This window comes from Bradyrhizobium sp. SEMIA (assembly GCF_014844175.1).
GTDB lineage: Bacteria > Pseudomonadota > Alphaproteobacteria > Rhizobiales > Xanthobacteraceae > Bradyrhizobium > Bradyrhizobium arachidis.
In genome coordinates, this window is record NZ_CP046601.1 from 4564452 (window position 1) to 4580111 (window position 15660).

18 protein-coding genes are annotated in these 15660 nt (G+C 65.1%); 12 read left to right on the plus strand and 6 right to left on the minus strand.

From position 1 onward, the window contains the following. Positions 1-120 precede the first annotated feature (120 nt). Positions 121-339: a cysteine rich repeat-containing protein gene (locus tag FOM02_RS22285; protein ID WP_027557562.1), complete on the minus strand. Its 219-nt coding sequence runs from the start codon at positions 337-339 to the stop codon at positions 121-123. A gap of 40 nt (positions 340-379) precedes the next feature. Here FOM02_RS22285 and FOM02_RS22290 point away from each other — a divergent pair, with 40 nt between their 5' ends. Next, entirely contained in the window at positions 380-1150 is a 771-nt protein-coding gene (locus FOM02_RS22290) for an exodeoxyribonuclease III (RefSeq protein WP_027557561.1), read from the plus strand. A 101-nt stretch (positions 1151-1251) separates the two neighbouring features. Here FOM02_RS22290 and FOM02_RS22295 read toward each other — a convergent pair whose 3' ends face one another. From FOM02_RS22295 to FOM02_RS22305, 3 genes are all read right to left on the minus strand, one after another. Beyond that, positions 1252-2067, minus strand: coding sequence for a DUF4886 domain-containing protein (locus FOM02_RS22295; RefSeq protein ID WP_265442127.1), 816 nt, complete (start codon positions 2065-2067; stop codon positions 1252-1254). Between the two features lie 102 nt (positions 2068-2169). Then, entirely contained in the window at positions 2170-2538 is a 369-nt protein-coding gene (locus FOM02_RS22300; RefSeq protein ID WP_027557559.1) for a GFA family protein, read from the minus strand. Between the two features lie 84 nt (positions 2539-2622). Beyond that, positions 2623-2931, minus strand: coding sequence for a hypothetical protein (locus FOM02_RS22305; protein WP_027557558.1), 309 nt, complete (start codon positions 2929-2931; stop codon positions 2623-2625). Positions 2932-3111: 180 nt separating this feature from the next. Here FOM02_RS22305 and FOM02_RS22310 point away from each other — a divergent pair, with 180 nt between their 5' ends. From FOM02_RS22310 to FOM02_RS22350, 9 genes are all read left to right on the plus strand, one after another. Beyond that, positions 3112-3849, plus strand: a complete 738-nt coding sequence (locus tag FOM02_RS22310; protein ID WP_027557557.1) for a FadR/GntR family transcriptional regulator — start codon at positions 3112-3114, stop codon at positions 3847-3849. 44 nt (positions 3850-3893) lie between these two features. After that, a complete protein-coding gene (locus tag FOM02_RS22315; RefSeq protein WP_027557556.1) occupies positions 3894-4793 on the plus strand; it encodes an NAD(P)-dependent oxidoreductase in 900 nt (299 codons plus the stop codon). Between the two features lie 10 nt (positions 4794-4803). Beyond that, complete coding sequence (locus tag FOM02_RS22320; protein ID WP_027557555.1) at positions 4804-5487, plus strand: amino acid ABC transporter permease; 684 nt, start codon at positions 4804-4806, stop codon at positions 5485-5487. 7 nt (positions 5488-5494) lie between these two features. Then, positions 5495-6163, plus strand: a complete 669-nt coding sequence (locus tag FOM02_RS22325) for an amino acid ABC transporter permease (RefSeq protein WP_027557554.1) — start codon at positions 5495-5497, stop codon at positions 6161-6163. A gap of 1 nt (position 6164) precedes the next feature. After that, a complete protein-coding gene (locus tag FOM02_RS22330; protein WP_027557553.1) occupies positions 6165-6923 on the plus strand; it encodes an amino acid ABC transporter ATP-binding protein in 759 nt (252 codons plus the stop codon). A 20-nt stretch (positions 6924-6943) separates the two neighbouring features. Continuing rightward, positions 6944-7738 carry a transporter substrate-binding domain-containing protein gene (locus tag FOM02_RS22335; RefSeq protein WP_027557552.1) on the plus strand — a complete coding sequence of 265 codons (795 nt, stop codon included), beginning with the start codon at positions 6944-6946 and terminating at the stop codon, positions 7736-7738. Between the two features lie 68 nt (positions 7739-7806). Next, positions 7807-8253, plus strand: coding sequence for a ribose 5-phosphate isomerase B (gene rpiB, locus FOM02_RS22340; RefSeq protein ID WP_018646068.1), 447 nt, complete (start codon positions 7807-7809; stop codon positions 8251-8253). A gap of 9 nt (positions 8254-8262) precedes the next feature. Further along, positions 8263-9180, plus strand: coding sequence for a ribokinase (locus FOM02_RS22345; RefSeq protein ID WP_027557551.1), 918 nt, complete (start codon positions 8263-8265; stop codon positions 9178-9180). Between the two features lie 44 nt (positions 9181-9224). Continuing rightward, complete coding sequence (locus FOM02_RS22350) at positions 9225-9950, plus strand: sulfite exporter TauE/SafE family protein (protein WP_027557550.1); 726 nt, start codon at positions 9225-9227, stop codon at positions 9948-9950. Positions 9951-9957: 7 nt separating this feature from the next. Here the strand turns inward: FOM02_RS22350 and FOM02_RS22355 are convergent, their stop codons facing one another. After that, positions 9958-12027, minus strand: a complete 2070-nt coding sequence (locus tag FOM02_RS22355) for a putative bifunctional diguanylate cyclase/phosphodiesterase (protein ID WP_027557549.1) — start codon at positions 12025-12027, stop codon at positions 9958-9960. Continuing rightward, the gene (locus tag FOM02_RS22360; protein ID WP_035729830.1) at positions 12027-13184 is read right to left on the minus strand and encodes an ABC transporter substrate-binding protein; all 1158 of its coding nucleotides are present in this window, start codon (positions 13182-13184) and stop codon (positions 12027-12029) included. The genes FOM02_RS22355 and FOM02_RS22360 overlap by 1 nt, the downstream gene beginning before the upstream one ends. Positions 13185-13387: 203 nt before the next feature. Between FOM02_RS22360 and radA the strand changes: the two genes are divergently transcribed. Then, positions 13388-14836 carry a DNA repair protein RadA gene (gene radA / locus FOM02_RS22365; RefSeq protein ID WP_027557547.1) on the plus strand — a complete coding sequence of 483 codons (1449 nt, stop codon included), beginning with the start codon at positions 13388-13390 and terminating at the stop codon, positions 14834-14836. Positions 14837-15002: 166 nt separating this feature from the next. Then, positions 15003-15632 carry a CvpA family protein gene (locus FOM02_RS22370; RefSeq protein ID WP_027557546.1) on the plus strand — a complete coding sequence of 210 codons (630 nt, stop codon included), beginning with the start codon at positions 15003-15005 and terminating at the stop codon, positions 15630-15632. The last annotated feature ends 28 nt before the right edge of the window (positions 15633-15660 follow it).

A 15660-nucleotide genomic window follows, 5' to 3' on the forward strand; every position in this document is an offset into this window, starting at 1 on the left:
CAGCGCAGTGCGCCGCCTTTCGCGGCGTCGTGTGCTGCAGAGCCCGGGCCCATCTCTCAACGGGGTACCGTGTCGCTTTCTGGGTCCCGGCTCGCGCTACGCGCGTCCGGGACACGAGAGTTACTTCTTCCGGCTGTCGAGCGCCGCCTTGCAGGTGGCGCTGAGCTGATCGCGCTTGGCCTCGAGGCAGGCGATGACCTTGCCGCCGCCCGGCGCGATGCCGGCGCAGAATTTGTCATAGTCCGCCTTGCACGCACCGCGCGGATCGGACGATTGTGCCGAAGCGACGCCGGAGAACGCGACGGCGAGGACGATGGCGGCAAAGCTCAACTTGGACATTGTATCTCCGGTGACGGAAGGCAGGAGCCGGTAGCTCTACATGAAGATTGCGACATTCAACATCAACAACATCAACCGCCGCCTGCCCAATCTGTTGGCCTGGATGCGCGCAGCGAAGCCCGATGTCGTCGCGCTTCAGGAATTGAAGGCAAGTGATGGCGAATTTCCGGCGGCCGCGATCGAAAAGGCCGGCTATGGCGCAGTGTGGTGTGGGCAGAAAACCTGGAACGGCGTCGCCATCCTCGCCCGCAACGTCGAGCCAGTGCTGACGCGCGACCGCCTGCCGGGAAAAGCGGGGGATTATGAAGCCCGCTATATCGAGGCCGCGGTGCGCGGGATCATCGTCACGAGCATTTACTTGCCCAACGGCAATCCGCAGCCGGGTCCGAAATTCGACTACAAGCTCGACTGGTTCGCACGGCTCAAGCGCCACGCCAAAACCTTCATCAAGCAGGATCTGCCCGTGGTGCTCGCCGGCGACTACAATGTCGCGCCGACGGAGATCGACATCTATCCGACCCGCTCATGGGACAAGGATGCCCTGATCCAGCCGAAGAGCCGCGCGGCCTTTGCCTCGCTCATCGCGCAAGGCTGGTGCGATGCGATCCGCGAACTGCATCCGGACAGGCGCATCTACACGTTCTGGGATTACAAGCGAAACCGCTGGCCGCGCGATGCGGGCCTGCGGCTCGATCATCTCCTCCTCAGCCCTGCGCTCGTCTCACGCATGGCGAAGGCCGGTGTCGACAAGAAGGTGCGCGGCGAGGAAGGTGCGAGCGATCATGCGCCGGCGTGGGTGGTGCTGAAATAAGCGAGGTGCTGTAGGGTGGGCAAAGGCGCGCCAGCGCCGTGCCCACCATCAAGCATTGGTGGGCACGCTTCGCTTTGCCCACCCTACGAGATCTCGCCAGGTTAGCGGCCGTAATAATCCTGCACCGTGTCCCACGCCGCCTTCTGCAGCAGCTCCACCGTCGGCGCATCAAGCCCCATCGTGTAGGAATTGCCGACCGGCGAGCGTCCCGTCAGCGCGGCCAGTGTCACGCAGGTTGCGAGATACGTGCCGGCGGGACTCGGATGCCGTTTGTCGGGCGCATAGAGATTGAGCTCGGGCTGGATCTTGCGGACGCGGGCGAAGGCAAGACCTGCGGGAATGACCAGCGCATCGTTGGCATTGCCGGCGCTCGTGTAGGCCTCGGCCAGCGCCTCCGTCATCTCAGGCTTGTCGGCGTAGGCCCAGGACATGAAAAACACCGGCCGCATGCCATGGGCACGGACGATCTCGCTGTCCTTGCTGGCGAAGGTCGTGGACGCGTCCTTCAGCTGCGGATGGATCGGGCACTGGCTGCAATCCATCATCACGACGGCGTCGTACTGCTTGCCCGGCTTGTTGAAGACCACGTTGTTCTGGTCGTCGAAGGAATACGCACCGAGACCGCCGGGTCGCAGCAGATTGTCCATGTCGTGCCAGTCGAGGCCGGAGCCGCCGATCGTCGCCATGGTGTTGCGATAGGCCGCCTTGTTCTCGGCATCGGCTGCCCGCTCCATGAAGGAGAGATGCCCGGGCATGCCGTTGTTGTAATAGAAGAAGCTGTTGCCGACGAACAGCGCGGCCTTGGGGAAGTCTGGCCCGAGCGAGGTGACCTTCGGCTTGGTCTGTGCCTGCGCATTGAGGCCGGCCACAACGGCCAGACACATTGCGAGCATTGCTCGCGCAATAAGACGCATCATGGCTTCCTCCCTTTTTCTCGGGCCGGAACCAGATCAGCTTTTCAAGACGGCCTCAAGGGGACGGACGTGCAGCAGATATGCGCAAGCCTCCGTGCTCAATGCTCACCACAAATTCTTACCGTCGATCATGTTGACCGGCACGGCGTCGAGATCGAAATCGTCGAACAGGCGCGCATTGACCGCGACCTTGGGATTGTCGAAATCGGGCTTGCCGCTCGACCAGTCCGGCGACTCCGAATAGGTGCCGCAGCCGCAACTCGCGCAGAAATGATGTTTGACCGTGCGGCTGCCCCAGAGATAGGTCGCGACGTTGTCAGCCGGTGACAGCAGGCGAAACTGCGCCGGCGTGTAATAGGCCCACAGCGCGCCGCGCTTGGCGCAAAGCGAGCAGGTGCAGCGGGTGACGCTGACGGGCGCCTCCGTCACCTCGAATACCGTCTCACCGCAATGACAGCTTGCCTCGATCGGCATGACCCGCTCCCCGTTTTGTCAGGAGATGGTCGTAGCCGGCCCCTGCTGCCAACATGCTGTCAGCAGCAAACCCTGCCGGAAAATTCAGTTGGCGGACAGCCGCTTGGCGTTCGCGGCCACATGCTCGCGGTAACGCTGGATGATGGCCGCCGGCGTTGCCCCTGCGAGCAAATTGGCTGCCGCCTCGAAGGCCGCGGCGATCTTCTCGCTCACCATCAGCACGGCCTCCTGCCCGGCCGCCTCGTCGCCATGGCTGAGCTTCTCGCAGCGCAGCCGCACCACTTCGCTCGCCTCAAATGCGAGCATCGCGCCGGCGTACCAGGGAAAGCCGTTGTCGGATCCGCCGAGCACCGCATGGCGGTCGAGCGCGGAGAAGGAGTGGTGATCGGGCATCGCGGACCTCAAATTCTTTGAGCGAACGCTCCGATCAATACGCTTCAAATTCTAAGGATCAGGCCGGGGAACCGGTCGGATTGGGCAGGCCTGACACATCAGCCATTAACCAAGGCCCTTGACGCCATCGCTCTGGTTAGCCTACTGGTCTGACCACGATCAGACCAAAGCGAGACGGGGATGGAGCTCAAGCGCGCCACCGAAGGCGAAAAAGGGTTCGAGAAGGTATTCGCCTTCTTGCGCGAGCGCCTGCTTGCGGGCTCGCTCAAGCCCGGCGACCGCCTGATCTCCGAGCGCGAGCTCGCAACCCTGCTTGGCGTCAGCCGGCCAATCGTCCGCGAGGCGCTGCGCGCCCTGACGGTGCTCGGCATCGTCGAGATCCGCGACCGCATCGGCACCGTCGTGACCCGGCCGGACGTTTCGGTGCTGAACGACTTCTTCACCTTCGCGCTGGCCCAGCAAGCGGACATGCTTGACGACGTCATGCAGGCGCGCGTCGCGATCGAATGCCAGGCGATCCGCCTCGCCTGCGAGCGCGCCAACATTGCCGATTTCGAGCGCCTGCAGCGCGCGCTCGCGAAGATCGGCGAGACGATCGACGAAGCCGATGCCGGCGGAATGGCCGACTTCGAATTCCACCGCGCCGTCGTCGTGGCGTCACATTCGGAAACGCTTTCCGTTTTGCACAGCTCGATGGCGGGCCTGCTGACGCATTCGCATCGCAGCCGCCGCGAGCTGGTGCAGGCCTTCCCGTCGATGAAAAACTATCTGATCGACGACCACCGCCGCATCTTCGAAGCGGTGATCGCGCGCGATCCCGAGCGGGCGGATACGACGCTGCGCAAGCATTTTGCCATCGGCGACGAATACCGGCGGCGCGCCATCGTCGGCGACATCGACAAGAGCGCCTCAGGCTGATCGCGGACAAGCCAAGAAACTTACCAAAAAAACGGATCGATAACATGGGACGGAACGACAAGGGCAATGTGGGCTTCATCGGCATCGGCACGATGGGCCGCGAGATGGTGCGCAACCTGCTGATGGCCGGCCACGCGGTTCGCACCTTCGATCTCAATGAGGCTGCATTGGCCGACAGCGTCAAGGAAGGCGCGACGCGCGCCGCGAGCCCCGCCGATGCCGCTGAAGGCGCCGACATCGTCATCACCATGCTGCCTGACACGCCCCATGTCGAGGCGACCATCTATGGCGACCACGGGCTCCTCAAGTCTCCCCCGCCCGGCAAGCTCATCGTCGACATGAGCACGATCTCTCCGGTCGCGGTCAGCCGCATCCATGCCGACTTGCAAAAAGCTGGCGTCAGCTTCATCGACGCGCCGGTCTCAGGCGGGCCGGTAGGCGCCAAGAACGCCGCGCTCTCGATCATGGCTGGCGGCGATGCTGACGCGTTCGCCAAGGCCGAGTCGTTCTTCCGTGCGATGGGCACGACCATCACGCATGTCGGCGCATCCGGCGCCGGACAAACGGTCAAGCTCTGCAATCAGCTGATCTGCGGCATCAACATCCAGGCGATCTGCGAGGCGCTGGCACTGGGGCGCGCCTCGGGCATTGATCTCAATCTGCTGCGCCGGGTGCTGCTTGGCGGCTCTGCGGCTTCCTGGATGCTCGACAAGCTCGGCCCTTCGATGATCGCGGGCGACGTCTCCGCCGGCTTCCGCATCGATCTGCAGCTCAAGGACCTCCGCCTCGTGCAGGAGCACGCGCAGGCTCTCAACGTGCCCCTGCCCGGCACCGCGCTGGTCACCAGCCAATATGTCGACGCCCGCGCCCATGGCGAAGGCAGCAACGGCAACCAGGCGCTGTTCCGCGTCTACGACCGCATGACCAACCAGACGACCGGTTGAAGCTGATACGATGAGCCTCCAACTCGACTTTCCCGCAGTGATGGAGCGTTGGCCAAGTTTCCTGGCTGGCGCTGCGCTGACGCTCGAGTTGGCTTTCTTCGCGACCCTGCTCGGCGCTCTGATCGGCACGCTCGCAGCTGTCGGCCGCGGCTCGCGGAGCTCGTTGATCGCCGGAGCGTGCAAAGTTTACGTCGAGGCGATCCGCAACACGCCGCTGCTGGTGCAGATCTTCCTGGTCTATTTCGGCCTCGCCAGCCTCGGCCTGAAATTCTCCGCCTTCACCGTGGCTGTGGCGGCGCTGACCATCAACGTCGGCGCCTACACCGCCGAGATCATGCGCGCCGGCTTCGAGGCGATCCCACGCGGACAGATCGAGGCGGCCGAGGGACTGGCGCTATCGCGGCTGCAGATCTACTGGCACATCATCCTGCTGCCGGCCGTCGAGAAGGTCTATCCGGCCCTGACCAGTCAGTTCGTGCTGCTGATGCTGGCCTCCTCGGTCTGCTCGCAGATCTCGGCGGAGGAGCTCACGGCCGTCGCCAACTACATCCAGTCGGACACCTATCGCGCGTTCGAGACCTACATCATCGTCGCCGTGCTCTACGTCATCCTGTCGCTGGTGATGCGCGCCGGCTTCTGGGGCCTCGGCCTCGTGCTGTTTCCGCGCCGGCGCCGGCTCGGCACGCCGCTGTGAGATGACCATGGGCGGACATCTCAATATCAATCATCTGATGTTCCTCGGCCAGGGCGCATCGTGGACCATTGGCCTCTCGGTGATCGCGCTCATCGGCGGCGGCATCGTCGGCTTCGTGATCGCGCTGGCGCGGATCTCACCGCTCAAACCGGTGCGGATCGCCAGCGCCGTCTATGTCCAGCTCGTCCAGGGCACGCCGCTGCTCGTCATCCTGTTCCTCGGCTATTTCGGCCTTGCCGCGATCGGCCTCAAGGTCTCGCCGCTCACGGCCGCCGGCGCATCGCTGACGCTCTATGTCGCCGCCTATCTCGGCGAGATCTGGCGCGGCTGCATCCAGTCTGTGCCGAAGCCGCAATGGGAGGCAGCCGAGGGCCTCGCGCTGACCCGGACCCAGCGCATGATCAAGGTGATCCTGCCCCAGGCGATCCGCATCGCGACGCCGCCGACCGTCGGCTTCATGGTGCAGATCATCAAGAACACCTCGCTCGCCTCCGTCGTCGGCTTCGTCGAGCTGATGCGCTCGGGCCAGATCGTCAACAACTCGCTGTTCGAGCCGTTCGCCATCTACGCCATCATCGCCGTCACCTATTTCGCCATGTGCTATCCGCTGTCGCTGTTCAGCCAGAGGCTGGAGCGGCGGATGGGGCGCGGCAGGTCCAACCTCGCACCGGCCTGACATGCAGCAAAACGCCCTCTCCTCCGAACCAATCGTGTCGCTCCGCGACGTGCAGAAGAGCTTTGGGCCGCTCCGGGTGCTCGACGGCGTCTCCTTCGCCGTCGAGCGCGGCGAGGTGCTGGCACTGATCGGCCGCTCCGGCTCCGGCAAGAGCACGGCGCTGCGCTGCATCGACCGCTTCGAGAAGGTCGATGGCGGCGAGATCGTCGTGTGCGGACATCGGGTCGACCGTCCCGACGTCGACCTGCGCGCGCTGCGCCAGGACGTCGGCATCGTGTTCCAGAGCTATAATCTGTTTCCGCACCTCACGATCGAGCAGAACATCACGCTTGCCCCCTGCGCGGTGAAGGGCATGGCTTCTGCGCAGGCCAGGGACCTCGCGCGGAAAGTGCTGGCGCAGGTCGGGCTCGAGGAGAAGCTGCATGCCTATCCCGAACAGCTCTCCGGCGGTCAGCAGCAGCGCGCGGCCATTGCTCGCTCGCTGGCGATGCAGCCGAAGGTCATGCTGTTCGACGAGGTCACCTCCGCGCTCGATCCCGAGCTTACCGCCGAAGTGCTGAAGGTGATCGAACAATTGGCGGCGGATGGCATGACCATGGTGATGGTCACCCACGAGATGGGCTTTGCCAAGGGAATCGCCGACCGCATCGTGTTCATGCATCGCGGCAAGGTCCACGAGACCGGACCCGCCTCGATCCTGACGTCGCCGACCACCCCCGAACTCACGCAATTCGTGGGGACGGGAAACTTAAAATCATAACAGGGAGAGGAGAACCAAGAATGACAAACAAGGCGTTGCTGGGCACCGCCGCGGCTTTGTGCGGCCTCATCATGATGGCGGCCACGCCGGCATCGGCCGACCTGCTCGACGACATCACGCAGGCAAAGAAGATCCGCATCTCGACCGATCTCGCCATCCCGCCTTCTGGCATGATGGATTCGAGCATGAATCCGACCGGCTCCGACGTCGAAGTCGCCCAGCTGCTCGCCAAGGACTGGGGGCTCGAGCTCGAATTCATCCAGACCACCGGTGCGACCCGCATCCCCAACGTCCTCACCGGCAAGGCCGACATCATCATCTCGACCCTGTCGGTGACGGCCGAGCGCGCCAAGGTCATCGACTTCACCAAGCGCTATGCGACGCTGCAATCCGACGTCGGCTGCCTGAAGTCGTCGACCGTGAAGGACTGGCCGGACCTGAAGGACAAGTCCATCGGCGTCTCGCGCGGCACCACGCAGGACACCACCCTGTCCAACATGAAGGACAAGGACCTCAAGATCGCTCGCTACGACGACGACGCCACCATGGTGACCGCGGCCGTGTCCGGCCAGGTCGACTGCGTCGCCTCGTCGGCGACGATCATCAACCAGATCGGCGTGAAGAACCCCTCGCGCGTGTTCGAGTCCCGGATTCCGCTGGCGACCTTCGACCTCGCGATCGGCCTGAAGAAGGGCGAGCAGCGGCTGATGGACAAGCTCAACGCCTGGATCACCGAGAACGTCAAGAACGGCAAGCTCAACGCGATCTACAGGAAATTCCACGGCGTCGAGCTGCCGCCGGACATGCGCAGCTGAACCAGAGAGACTCCGTGACAGCCGCTGTTCGGCTGTCACGGCCAATACAAAATCAAGAAGGACATCACATGCGTCTCGTCATCGGATCCGACCACGCCGGCTGGCCGCTCAAGCAGACCGTCATCGACCACATCCGCAAGCTCGGCCACGACATCGTCGACGTCGGCTCTTATGACGACAAGCCGGTGGACTTCCCCGACATCGCGCGGGCCGTGGCGCAGAAGGTGACCTCGGGCGAAGCCGCACGCGGCATCATGGTGTGCGGCACCGGCGTCGGCGCCTCGATCGCCGCCAACAAGATGAAGGGCATCCGCGCCGCGGTCTGCCACGACGTCCACTCCGCCCATCAGAGCGTCGAGCATGACGACGTCAACGTCATGTGCATCGGCGCGCAGATCGTCGGCGCCTGGCTCGCCGTGGACCTCGTCTCATCCTATCTCTCGGCCGAATTCTCCACCGACGAGGATTTCCGCCGCCGCGTCGAGAAGCTGCGCGTCATGGACGAGCAAGGCTGACGTCCCCTCATGATCCTGGTGTTCGGGTCGCTCAACATCGATCTGGTCGCGCAGGTCCCGGTCATTCCCGGCGCCGGACGGACGGTGCTCGCGCCGTCCTACCAAACGCATTTCGGCGGCAAGGGCGCCAACCAGGCCGTCGCCGCCGCACGGATTGCGGGGCCGGGACAGGTCCGCATGGCGGGCTGCGTCGGCCGGGACGGGTTCGGCGACAGCGCGATCGAGAACCTCAAGTCAAACGGTGTCGACACCGGTCTCATCGTCAGGGCCGACGAGCCGACCGGCTGCGCCTTCATCACGGTCGATCAGGCCGGCGAGAATGCGATCACGGTGGCGAGCGGCGCCAACATGGCCGCGAATGCCGCAGACCTGCCCGCCGCGCTGTTTGGCACTGACGTGGTGCTGGTGCTTCAGATGGAGGTGCCCTTTGCACAGGCGCTGCAAGCCGCGTGGCGAACGACATCGGCCTCCGGCACCGTCATCTGGAACCTCGCGCCTGTCCCGGACAAGATGACGCGCGAGATGGTGTCCGAGCTTCTCAGCGTCACCGACTATCTCCTCCTCAACGAGCACGAGGCCATGGACGCCGCAGTCGCCATCGGCCTCGCGCCGTCCGGTTACGAAGCTGCAGCCGCGGACTTGGCTAGGACGGGTGACCTCACCTGCATCGTCACCGCCGGCGCTCAGGGCGCCTTGGCTGTGGCAGCGGACGGAACCCGTTTGCACGCGCCCGCCCCGCGCATCACGCCAGTGGACACGACCGGGGCCGGCGACACTTTTGTCGGCGCGTTTGCGGCGATGGTCCACGAGGAGGTTCCACTGCAAACCGCGCTCCAGGTCGGATGCGAAGCGGCGGCCCAGAAGTGCCTCGTGCCGGGCGCTCAGGCTGGCATGCCGATGCGGGCGAAGATTCCGTCTCTCGCTTAGCGTCGTCCGCGGCTACAGTGCTCCGATTCCCGGAGCCCCCGCCCTTGGCCTTTCTTTTCGTCCTCACCGTCGGCCTGATCGCCGGCACCATCTCAGGCATCGTCGGCACGGGGGCGTCGATCATGCTGATGCCGGTGCTGGTCTATGCCTACGGGCCGAAGGAGGCGGTGCCGATCATGGCGGTCGCCTCCGTGATGGCGAACTTTTCGCGGATCCTGGCGTGGTGGCGCGAGGTCGACTGGCGAGCCTGCATGGCCTATTCGGTGACGGGAATTCCGGCCGCCGCGCTCGGCGCGCGCACGCTGCTGGCGCTGCCCTCGCATGCCGTGGATCTCGCCATCGGCAGTTTCCTGATTGCGATGGTACCGGTGCGGCACGCCCTGGCGCGGCATGACCTCAAGGCCAATCTCTGGCATCTCGCGATCGGCGGCGCGGTCATCGGCTATCTCACCGGCATCGTGGTCTCGACCGGTCCGCTCAGCGTGCCGCTGTTCCTGTTCTACGGCCTGTCCAAGGGCGCCTTCCTCGCCACCGAAGCGGCCTCCTCGCTCGGCCTTTACTTTGCGAAGTCCGTGACCTTCGAACGGTTCGGCGCGCTCACCAGTGACGTCTTCATCAAGGGCCTGATCGCCGGCGCCTCGCTGATGTCAGGCGCCTTCATCGCCAAGCGTTTCGTGCTGCACCTGAAGCCCGAGATGTTCCGCCTTCTGATGGACGCGATCATGATCGCGGCCGGGCTCTCGATGCTCTGGAACGCGGCGCAGTCGTAAGCAGCCCTCAGGCGGCAAATTCCGGCGCGATCGACGGGCTCTCCGCAATGACACGCCTCTCGGGCACGGCTTGTCCCTCGATCCATTGCAGCACGGCCTCGAGCGGCTGTGGCCGGTGATAGAGATAGCCCTGCCCCAGCGTCACGCCCATCTCGCGCATCGCCTGCGCCTGCTCGGCCCGCTCGATGCCTTCGGCGACGAGCGTCAGCCCCAGCGTGCCGGCGAGCGATGCAATGACGCCGACGATCGCCTTGTCTTCCGCACTATCAGGGATCTCGCTGATGAAGGCCTTGTCGATCTTGACCTTGTCCAGCGGGAAGCGCCTGAGATGTGCGAGCGAAGAGTAGCCGGTGCCGAAATCGTCCAGCGCGATGGTGGCACCTAAGCGCCGCAACCGGTGCAGCGTCTCGGAGGCGCTGGCGATGTTGTTGATCAGCGAGCCCTCGGTGATCTCGAGCTCCAGCGACGATGGCGCGACATCGAAGCGCGCGCAGGTGGCGCGCAGCTCGGCGGCGAGCGAATGGTCGGCGAGCTCGGACGGCGGCAGGTTGATCGCGATCCGGATCTGCGGCTTGCGAGCGGCGGCCAGAAGCTGCAGCGCCCGGCAGGCATCGGTCAGCACATAGCGCGTCAGCCGCGCATTGTTGCCGCTGCGCTCGATCAGCGGCAGGAATTCGCCGGGGCCGATCACGCCATGTTCAGGGTGGCGCCAGCGGATGAGCGCCTCGAGCCCGACGACGGCCTGGCTCTCGAGGTCGACCTGGCTTTGATACCAGACCTCGAACTGCCCCTCGGCGAAGCCTGCGGGAACGGCGAGTTCGAGATCCCTGCGGCGGCGATAGTCGCGCTGAAGCGCTTCGTCCAGCACGGCGACGGTGCCGGGCGCCTTGCTCTTGGCATGGTAGAGCGCAATGTCGGCAAGCGCCGGCAAATGCGACAATTCGGGGTCGCCGGCGCGGCGCACGGCAAGGCCGATGCTGGCGCGCGGCACCACCTGCTTGTCGTGCAGCCGGATTGGCTCGGAGATCGCGTCCAGCAATTGGCGCGCAAACGCCTGCGCGGTCGCCTGGTTGCTGACCTCGGGACGGATCACGACGAACTCGTCGCCGCCGAGCCGCGCCACCCAGTCTTGCGGCTCGACTGCCGCACGAAGGCGCTCGGAGATGTGGACCAGGAACTTGTCGCCGGCATCGTGGCCAAAGGTGTCGTTGATGCCCTTGAAGTCGTCGAGATCGATGAAGCAGAACGCGATCAGCGAGTCCGGCGAACCGGCATCCTTGCTCAGCGTCACCAGGTGCTCGGACAGCGAGCGGCGATTGGGCAGGCCCGTCAGCGGATCGTGCGCGGCCATGTGCCCGAGCCGGTCGAGCGCGCCCGCCGTCGTGTGCTGCATGGCATTGAAGGCGCGGGCAAGCTGGCCGAATTCATTGGAGGATTTGACCTCCGCCGGATAGGCGCGGCCGTCCTGCTTGCTGCGCTGGATCGCCGACATCATCGCCGCCAGCGGCTTGCCGATGAAGATGTTGGCGGAGATCCGCATCGCGATCAGGGTGGCGAGCGTTGCGAGCAGGCCGACGACCAGCAGCAGCACCAGCCGGCTGCCTGCATCCGCATACAGCGCCGCATGCGAATAGGCGATCGCGATACGGCCGGCCTGCACCGACATGTTGCCGTTGCTGTAGCGGATCGGACGCGAGACCTCCGCAACCCCCTGCTCCGAGGGACGCGCCACCACGCGGGCAATCGCAACGCCGGTGTCGTCATAGACGGCTGCCGCCGCGATGGTCTCGTCGTGCATGATCTCGTTCAGCACGCCCGTGACCTGGTCGTAACGCATCTTCCAGAGCGGCTCGGCGATCAGCTCGGCCCGGCTCTCGGCGACGCGGGCAATACGGGCGTCGAGCTGCCGGATCTGCGACCAGAAGCTCGAAGCCTCGACGCCGGCGGAGGCGAGCAATTGCACCAGCAGCAGAACCGGCACGGTGGCCCAGATCATCGCGCGGACGACCGAGCGCAGACGCGGCGGCACGGTCTGCGCTCTGCGGTCCGGATCGGTCATGTCGTCTTCGTTTCGCATCAATCAGCGGTGCCTTCCAGCGGCGCCAGCGACGAGATCAGCGCGTCGATCGAGAAGTCATACTGGCCACAGCGTCCAGGCTTCGCCCTGAACCGCGTGAAGTCGATGCGGTCGAAGGCGCGCACTCTGATGAGGTCGCCGACCGAAGCCAGATTGTTGCGCGTGATCGCAGATGTCTTGACCTCGACGTGCGGCGACGCGGCCGCAAAATCGCAGCCATCGGCGTAGTCGCGCAGGAGAACGATCGACCAGCCGCCGAGCAGGAAATGGCCGCCGTCGCTCAGGAGCAGGCGGCCCGCCTTGATCTCGCGCAGCGCGTCGTCGGACCAGTTGAGGCCGGCCACCTGGATGTTCCGGCCGGGCGTGAGGCCCGCAGCGATCGCCGCGCGCAGCGCGCCGAGCGCCATAGGATCGTTTCCGGCCCAGATGCCGGCCGGCCTGATCTCCTTGCGCGAGGCCCAGCCCAGATAGTTCGCTGTGACTTGCTCGGCCTCGGACTGCGTCCAGTTGGCGAACAGCATCCGGTCCACCACGACATCGGGCGCAGCCTCGACGGCGAGCTTGAGGCCGGCATTGCGGGCGATCGAGGACGGGGTGATCTCGTCACCGCCGATGCCGAGAATGTGGATCTTGCCGTCCGGGCTCTGCCATTTCTCGGCACGTGCGGTGGCGATCAGCGCGTTCGCCATCCGCGCCCCCGCGGTCTGAAGATCGGTCGTGATATCGCCGAGCCAGGTCTTGAGCTTCTGGCGCGGCGGGCCAAGGCGAGCCGCGTCATCGCCGATCAGCGTGTTCGAGAGCAGCAGCGTCTTGACGCCGGCGGCCTCGGCCGCCTCCAGGATCGGAACGGCGGCGGATTCCTCGTTCGAGAGGATGAGGAAATCGGGCTTGTCGGCGCGCGCGACCACGCCGAACCCCAGCTCCTGCATGGTGCGGTAATTCCGCTCGCTGGTCAGGACCTCGATATGCGCGCCGAGCTTGCGGCCGGCAGCCTGCATGGTCTGCGCGACCATGTCCCAATAGACCTCGCCGGTCTTGCCGGGGTTGACGAAAACGATGTTGAGACGCTTGGCGTCCGCCGCGACAGCACCGCCAGGCGGCATGAGAACGCCGCAGGCCATGCCCATCGCGAGCAATATGCGCAAGACCACAGTCATTTGTTTCGCCACCCCGTCTTGGTTCCGAAACTGGACTTGCGTCCGCTAACATTTGGCAAAGTCCGGCCTGGAGCCGCAGCGCAGAGCTAACAAAGGGTGTATCGAACGCGTTGAATTGCCATATTCGGGGGCGGCAGGGTTCGCTCTCTGCCCTCCGTTCCGTGCTATCAGCAGACCCGAAACCCCTCCGACTCGCTGTCCCCATGGCCAAGAACACGCTTTCCTTCGTCTGCCAGAACTGCGGCGCGGCCTATAACCGCTGGCAGGGCAAGTGCGAGTCCTGCGGCGAGTGGAATACGCTCGCGGAAGAAGACACCAGCGGCAGCGTCCCGGTGTCGATCCGCTCCAAGCGCAAGGGCCGGACGTTCGCCCTGGAGAGCCTTGCCGGCAAGAGCCCGGACGCGCCGCGCCTGTCGTCTGGGATGACCGAGCTCGACCGCGTCACCGGCGGCGGCTTCGTCCGCGGCTCAGTGCTCTTGGTCGGCGGCGATCCCGGTATCGGCAAGTCGACGCTGTTGACGCAGGCGACCAGCATGATGGCGCGCGCCGGCCACCGCATCGTCTACATCTCCGGCGAAGAAGCCATCGCCCAGGTGCGCCTGCGCGCCGAGCGGCTCGGGCTGTCGGATGCGCCGGTGCAGCTCGCGGCAGAAACATCGGTGGAAGACATCGTCTCGACGCTGTCGGAAGGCGCTGTCCCCCGGCTGATCGTGATCGACTCGATCCAGACCATGTGGACCGACACGGTGGAATCCGCGCCCGGCACGGTGACGCAGGTGCGTGCCTCGGCGCAGGCCCTCATTCGTTTCGCGAAGAAGACCGGCGCTGCCATCATCCTGGTCGGCCACGTCACCAAGGACGGCCAGATCGCGGGCCCTCGCGTCGTCGAACACATGGTCGATGCCGTGATGTCGTTCGAGGGCGAAGGCTCGCAACAATTCCGCATCCTGCGCGCGGTGAAGAACCGTTTCGGTCCGACCGACGAGATCGGCGTGTTCGAGATGACCGGCCTTGGCCTGCGCGAAGTCACCAACCCCTCCGAGCTGTTCCTGTCCGAGCGTGACCTCGGCACGCCCGGCACCGCAGTCTTTGCGGGCATCGAGGGCACGAGGCCCGTCCTGGTCGAATTGCAGGCACTTGTGGCCCCGACCTCACTCGGCACCCCACGGCGCGCCGTGGTCGGCTGGGACCAGAGCCGGCTCTCCATGGTGCTGGCGGTGCTGGAGGCCCATTGCGGGGTCAAGCTGTCCGGCCACGACGTCTATCTGAACGTCGCGGGCGGCCTGCGCATCCACGAGCCGGCGGCCGACATGGCCGCCGCGGCCGCGCTGGTATCGTCCCTGGTTAATGCGCAGTTACCCACCGATGCCGTCTATTTCGGCGAAATTTCGCTCTCCGGCGTGATCCGTCCGGTGGCACAGACCCCGGCCCGGCTCAAGGAAGCCGTCAAGCTCGGCTTCAAGCGCGCCGTACTGCCCGAATCGGCCCGGGGCGGCGATGCCGGCGGTGACGCCGGATTGTCGCTGAACGCGGTCAACAGCCTCACGACGCTGGTGGCCGAAATCGCCGCCAAGGGCTCCCGCCGCGGCGATCAGAGCGTTCCGGCGGAGAAAAATGCCACACCGGCAAGATTCCGCCGTGGAGAGGGTTAGCTGGAGGTGACGTTCCCCGCCCCCGCCGCTATACAGCCGTCACAAAAGCAGCATGGGATTGCGTGGTTGCGGCCTTGCCGGGAATGCCGTCTGGCCCTCACTTAGGGCCACGGCCAAGCACCGATTCGCTGAGCACCTTTGAAGTACGAGCGGACCAGACCAGCCGATGCCAGTAACACTCCTCGACCTGATCCTGCTCGGTGTGATGCTGGTCTCGGGCCTGCTCGCCATGGTCCGCGGTTTCATGCGCGAAATCCTGTCGATCGCAGCCTGGGGCACCGCGGCGATCGTGACGCTGTACTCGTTCTCGAAGCTGCTGCCGACGGCCAAGACCTATTTCAACAACGACACGGTGGCGAGCGTGGTGGTGGTTGCCGGCGTGTTCGTCGGCACCCTGGTCATCGTTTCCGTGATCACGGTCCGGATCTCCGACATGATCCTGGATTCGCGCATTGGCGCGCTGGACCGTACCCTGGGGTTCCTGTTTGGCCTCGCTCGCGGGCTTTTGATCGTCGTGGTCGCGTTCCTGTTCTTCACCTGGCTGGTGCCGGACAAGCAGCGCCCCGACTGGGTCACGGGGGCCAAGTCCCGCGTGGTGCTCCAGGGAACCGGCGATTGGCTGATGTCCCTCTTGCCTGATGACCCCGAGAACACCATCTTGAAGAGATTCAAGAAAAACAAACCAGATGATGATCAAGCTGATTCCGAGCAGCAGCCTTCGGGCAGTGGCGACGGATACAGTAAACCGGCTCGTGACAGTTTGAAGAAGCTGATCGAGAAACCTGCGGCGCGTTGATTAGGCCCTAAAGAGAGGCGCGGACGAG

What these genes read in the sequence shown, in the direction of transcription:
- FOM02_RS22285 (WP_027557562.1), bottom strand. Translation starts at nt 339, where the DNA reads ATGTCCAAGTTGAGCTTTGCCGCCATCGTCCTCGCCGTCGCGTTCTCC.
- FOM02_RS22290 (WP_027557561.1), top strand. Translation starts at nt 380, where the DNA reads ATGAAGATTGCGACATTCAACATCAACAACATCAACCGCCGCCTGCCC.
- FOM02_RS22295 (WP_265442127.1), bottom strand. Translation starts at nt 2,067, where the DNA reads ATGATGCGTCTTATTGCGCGAGCAATGCTCGCAATGTGTCTGGCCGTT.
- FOM02_RS22300 (WP_027557559.1), bottom strand. Translation starts at nt 2,538, where the DNA reads ATGCCGATCGAGGCAAGCTGTCATTGCGGTGAGACGGTATTCGAGGTG.
- FOM02_RS22305 (WP_027557558.1), bottom strand. Translation starts at nt 2,931, where the DNA reads ATGCCCGATCACCACTCCTTCTCCGCGCTCGACCGCCATGCGGTGCTC.
- FOM02_RS22310 (WP_027557557.1), top strand. Translation starts at nt 3,112, where the DNA reads ATGGAGCTCAAGCGCGCCACCGAAGGCGAAAAAGGGTTCGAGAAGGTA.
- FOM02_RS22315 (WP_027557556.1), top strand. Translation starts at nt 3,894, where the DNA reads ATGGGACGGAACGACAAGGGCAATGTGGGCTTCATCGGCATCGGCACG.
- FOM02_RS22320 (WP_027557555.1), top strand. Translation starts at nt 4,804, where the DNA reads ATGAGCCTCCAACTCGACTTTCCCGCAGTGATGGAGCGTTGGCCAAGT.
- FOM02_RS22325 (WP_027557554.1), top strand. Translation starts at nt 5,495, where the DNA reads ATGGGCGGACATCTCAATATCAATCATCTGATGTTCCTCGGCCAGGGC.
- FOM02_RS22330 (WP_027557553.1), top strand. Translation starts at nt 6,165, where the DNA reads ATGCAGCAAAACGCCCTCTCCTCCGAACCAATCGTGTCGCTCCGCGAC.
- FOM02_RS22335 (WP_027557552.1), top strand. Translation starts at nt 6,944, where the DNA reads ATGACAAACAAGGCGTTGCTGGGCACCGCCGCGGCTTTGTGCGGCCTC.
- rpiB (WP_018646068.1), top strand. Translation starts at nt 7,807, where the DNA reads ATGCGTCTCGTCATCGGATCCGACCACGCCGGCTGGCCGCTCAAGCAG.
- FOM02_RS22345 (WP_027557551.1), top strand. Translation starts at nt 8,263, where the DNA reads ATGATCCTGGTGTTCGGGTCGCTCAACATCGATCTGGTCGCGCAGGTC.
- FOM02_RS22355 (WP_027557549.1), bottom strand. Translation starts at nt 12,027, where the DNA reads ATGCGAAACGAAGACGACATGACCGATCCGGACCGCAGAGCGCAGACC.
- FOM02_RS22360 (WP_035729830.1), bottom strand. Translation starts at nt 13,184, where the DNA reads ATGACTGTGGTCTTGCGCATATTGCTCGCGATGGGCATGGCCTGCGGC.
- radA (WP_027557547.1), top strand. Translation starts at nt 13,388, where the DNA reads ATGGCCAAGAACACGCTTTCCTTCGTCTGCCAGAACTGCGGCGCGGCC.
- FOM02_RS22370 (WP_027557546.1), top strand. Translation starts at nt 15,003, where the DNA reads ATGCCAGTAACACTCCTCGACCTGATCCTGCTCGGTGTGATGCTGGTC.